This window comes from Acuticoccus kandeliae (genome assembly GCF_003073115.1).
Map to the genome: position 1 here is coordinate 1 of NZ_QBBV01000009.1, position 3377 is coordinate 3377.

The 3377-nt window shown below is 68.7% G+C and carries 2 protein-coding genes; both read right to left on the reverse strand.

Going from position 1 to position 3377, the window contains the following annotated elements:
• Nucleotides 1-587 precede the first annotated feature (587 nt).
• Nucleotides 588-941 (reverse strand): ADP-ribosylation/crystallin J1, encoded by a 354-nt coding sequence (locus DBV35_RS29000; protein WP_211100077.1) that lies wholly within the window; start codon nt 939-941, stop codon nt 588-590.
• Nucleotides 942-1681: 740 nt separating this feature from the next.
• On the reverse strand, nt 1682-3112 hold the full coding sequence (locus tag DBV35_RS29005; protein WP_108663913.1) for a basic amino acid/polyamine antiporter: 1431 nt from the start codon (nt 3110-3112) through the stop codon (nt 1682-1684).
• Nucleotides 3113-3377: the final 265 nt, after the last annotated feature.

Here is a 3377-nt window from a genome sequence, read left to right on the forward strand (position 1 = left end):
CGCAGCGCACCCATCCCGGCGATGTCGACGCGCATCGGGTTGAGCGCGACGCGGTCGCCAACCGACCAGCCGTGCCCGCCCCCCGGCGCACCAAGCGCGACGATCTCGCCGACCGCCTCGTGGGCGACATCGAGGTCGCGACGACCGCACATGTGTCCCAGTCCGAAACGCCGCGTGGTCGTGGATCCTGACGAGGTGCGGCACGGCCGCGTATGACGCCTCGCCGACATCGCCCTGGTCGTGCATCTCGTCCTGGAGTTCGGCTCAGGCCCCTTCCATGTCGGCGCCGGGGTCCAGCGCGCGGGGCGCCGGTCGGGTGTCACAAGGGGGCGATAGCCACCGCACCTTGCGGCATCGTCCGCTGGCTCAATCCCGTCCGGCTGCACTCATCGGGGTGGCGCCCTTGCCACGCTTCGATCGTCCAACACGGGAGGCCCACTGAAGCGCGGCGGCGCGCGGTCTCTTCCGCGGTCCGTCAGAGCCCACGGCGTGCGGCGGATTCTGGGACGGCTTTACGCTCGAGCATCCCGCGCTCTTCCGAACGGCGAGTCGCTGCTCTGCCTCTCTGATGCCGCACGGTTCTCGCTCTATTTAAACGTCCGCGTCACCTCGATCTTGCCGACGATGGCGGCGTTGAAGGCGTCGAGATCCTCGGCGGGGATCCAATATTCGCGATGGGCGCGGCCGCCCGCTTCCTGGATGGCGTAGTTGGCCAGGAAGGATCGCTGCACTTCGAAGCGGGTCACGTAACCGGCGCCGCTGGCCGCGACGTTCCAGTCGCGCGCGATCTTGATCGCGTAGTCCTCCGTCAGAACGGGATAGAAGATCGGTTGCTCCGGCAGACGCGGGGGGAAGGCTTTCATGCCGCTGGCTTGGATGAGATCCAGCTCCTCGGGGCCGACCGGGCGCCATAGGGTGATCGTCTGCAATGGCTCGCTCATCGCGGCAGGATGCGGGACAGCCTGATGGGCTGCAAGCGGCGCATCTCTCGCGGCAGGCGGCGGCGCCGATCCTTCCATTCTCGGTCGCGGGTGCCGGCGCCGATCGATGGCTTTCCGGCCCGAGACCCTTCCTATCGGGGTGACAGCGACGACCGGGTGAACACTCGCGATCTGGTCAGATCGTGAGGCACCGCGTCGTCCGACGGCCTGAGGCGGTGCCGCGCCGCTCACTTGCATCCCGGCCCAGAGTTAAATCGCTTCCATAGGAAGGACGACGAGGGCCGAGGCGATATCTGCATCGAGGCCCCAAAAAGGCCCTCGGGGTGTCAGCGGAACCGGCCCTACTGGTACCGGATCGCGCCCGCCTTGAGGGCGGCCGCGAGAGCGGCGCTAGTCACGAGGCCGTTCGATGCGCGCTCATTTGAGAGCCGACAGCGCCCTGCCCCGACAACGCATCGCACCCATTTTTTGGGAACGGCAGCGAGGGCTCCCATAAGACGGCCGCCGAAGCGGATCCTCTGGTCATCACCAGCACCCAATTCCCTGAATCCGGCTCGCGCCGGTCTGGAGAGCGGCGCAAACGAGAGTGACGCCGGTTGCGAGGCCTCCCGAAGAGGGTCTTCCACCGTGACAACACCCCGCCCCGAGACCCGGATCGTGCCCGTCTTGAGGGTACCGAAAGCGGCGGCGGCACCAGTCGCGAGGAAGCCGAAAAGGATCATCCCTGCAACATCAGCCCCCTATAGCCGGATCGCCCCCGTCTGGAGGGCGGCGAAGGCGAGGGCGGCGCCGGCGATGAGGATGGCGAAGAGGATCGCCTCGGTGGTCGTGAAGATGCGGTGGCCGCGTTCGCGCTGGGCGATCGCGAACAGGATCGTGCCGGGGGCGTAGATCAGGAGCGACAGGAGGAGGAATTTGAGGCCGCCCGCGTAGATGAGGCCCGCCGCGTAGATCGTCGCGAGCGTCGCGCGGATGAAGTCGCCGCGGCGCGCGCGCGCCGTCTCCGTCGGGTCGGGCTCAAGCCAGGCGAGTTTCAGCGCGTAGGCGGCGGTCAGGAGATAGGGGAGGAGGATCATCGAGGAGGTGAGCTTCACCGCGAGGATGAACGCCTCCTCCGCGAAGATCATCGCGATCAGGAAGGCCTGGACGAGGCCGTTCGTCAGCCACAGCGCCGCCGAGGGCACGCGGTTGCGGTTCTCGCGGGCGAGGAAGGCGGGCATGCTCTCCATCCGCGCCGCCGAGAAGAGCACTTCGGCCGCGAGGAGCGACCAGGCGAGGTAGGCGCCGAGCACCGAGATGATGAGGCCGACGCTCACGAACACCGCGCCCCAGCGGCCGACTACCGCCTCCAGCACCCCGGCCATCGACGGGTTGCGCAGCGCCGCGAGGTCCGGGCGCAGGAGCACGCCGTAGGACAGCATCGTCACGAGGACGAGGAGGCTGAGAACCCCCGCGAAGCCGAGGATCGTCGCAAGGCCGACATCGGCGCGGCGGCGGGCGTAGCGCGAATAGACGCTCGCCCCCTCGATTCCGACGAACACGAAGACCGTCACGAGCATCGTCCCGCGCACCTGCTCGAGGATCGGCGCGTTGTCGAGGCCGGGACCGCCGTCGAGATTGTCGTAGAAGATGGCGGCGTCGAAGCCGTAGAGGGCGAAGAGCAGGAAGAGGATGATCGGGATGATCTTCGCGACCGTCACGATCGTGTTGAGCGCGGCCGCCTGCTTCACGCCCCGCAGGATCAGGAAGTGGACGGTCCACAGGCCGACCGAGGAGATGGCGACCGCGGTCACGGTGCTGCCGTCGCCGAGGACCGGATAGTAAGCGCCGAGCGTCGACTGGATCAGCACCCAGTAGGACACGTTGCCGAGGCAGCAGACGGCCCAGTAGCCGAGCGCGGACAGGAAGCCCGGATAATTGCCGAAGCCGGCCTTGGCGTAGGCGTAGACGCCGGCGTCGAGCCCCGGCTTGCGGCGGGCGAGGGTCTGGAAGACGAGCGCCAGCATCAGCATCCCGCCGCCCGCGATCGCCCACGCGATGAGCGCGCCGACGCCGCCGGTGACGCGGCCGAATGTCTGGGGCAGCGAGAAGATCCCCGCCCCCACCATGGAGCCGACGACCATCGCGATGAGGGCCGGGAGGGCGAGCCTTTGCGCGGGCGGCTCCGTCATGGTCGAGGCCCTCGGTTGGCAGCGGCGTCGCGCCGAGGCCGACCGCGCTGGTGATCCCGAATCGCGGGAACGGGTCCACTAGGATGCCCGGCGGCGCGCGCGGGGCCAAGCGCCGTGCGACGGGTGTTGAGGTGTTGTTGCCCTCTGCCCTCTGCCCTCTGCCCTCTGCCCTCTGCCCTCTGCCCTCTGCCCTCTGCCCTCTGCCCTCTGCCCTCTGCCCTCTGCCCTCTGCCCTCTGCCCTCTGCCCTCTGCCCTCTGCCCTCT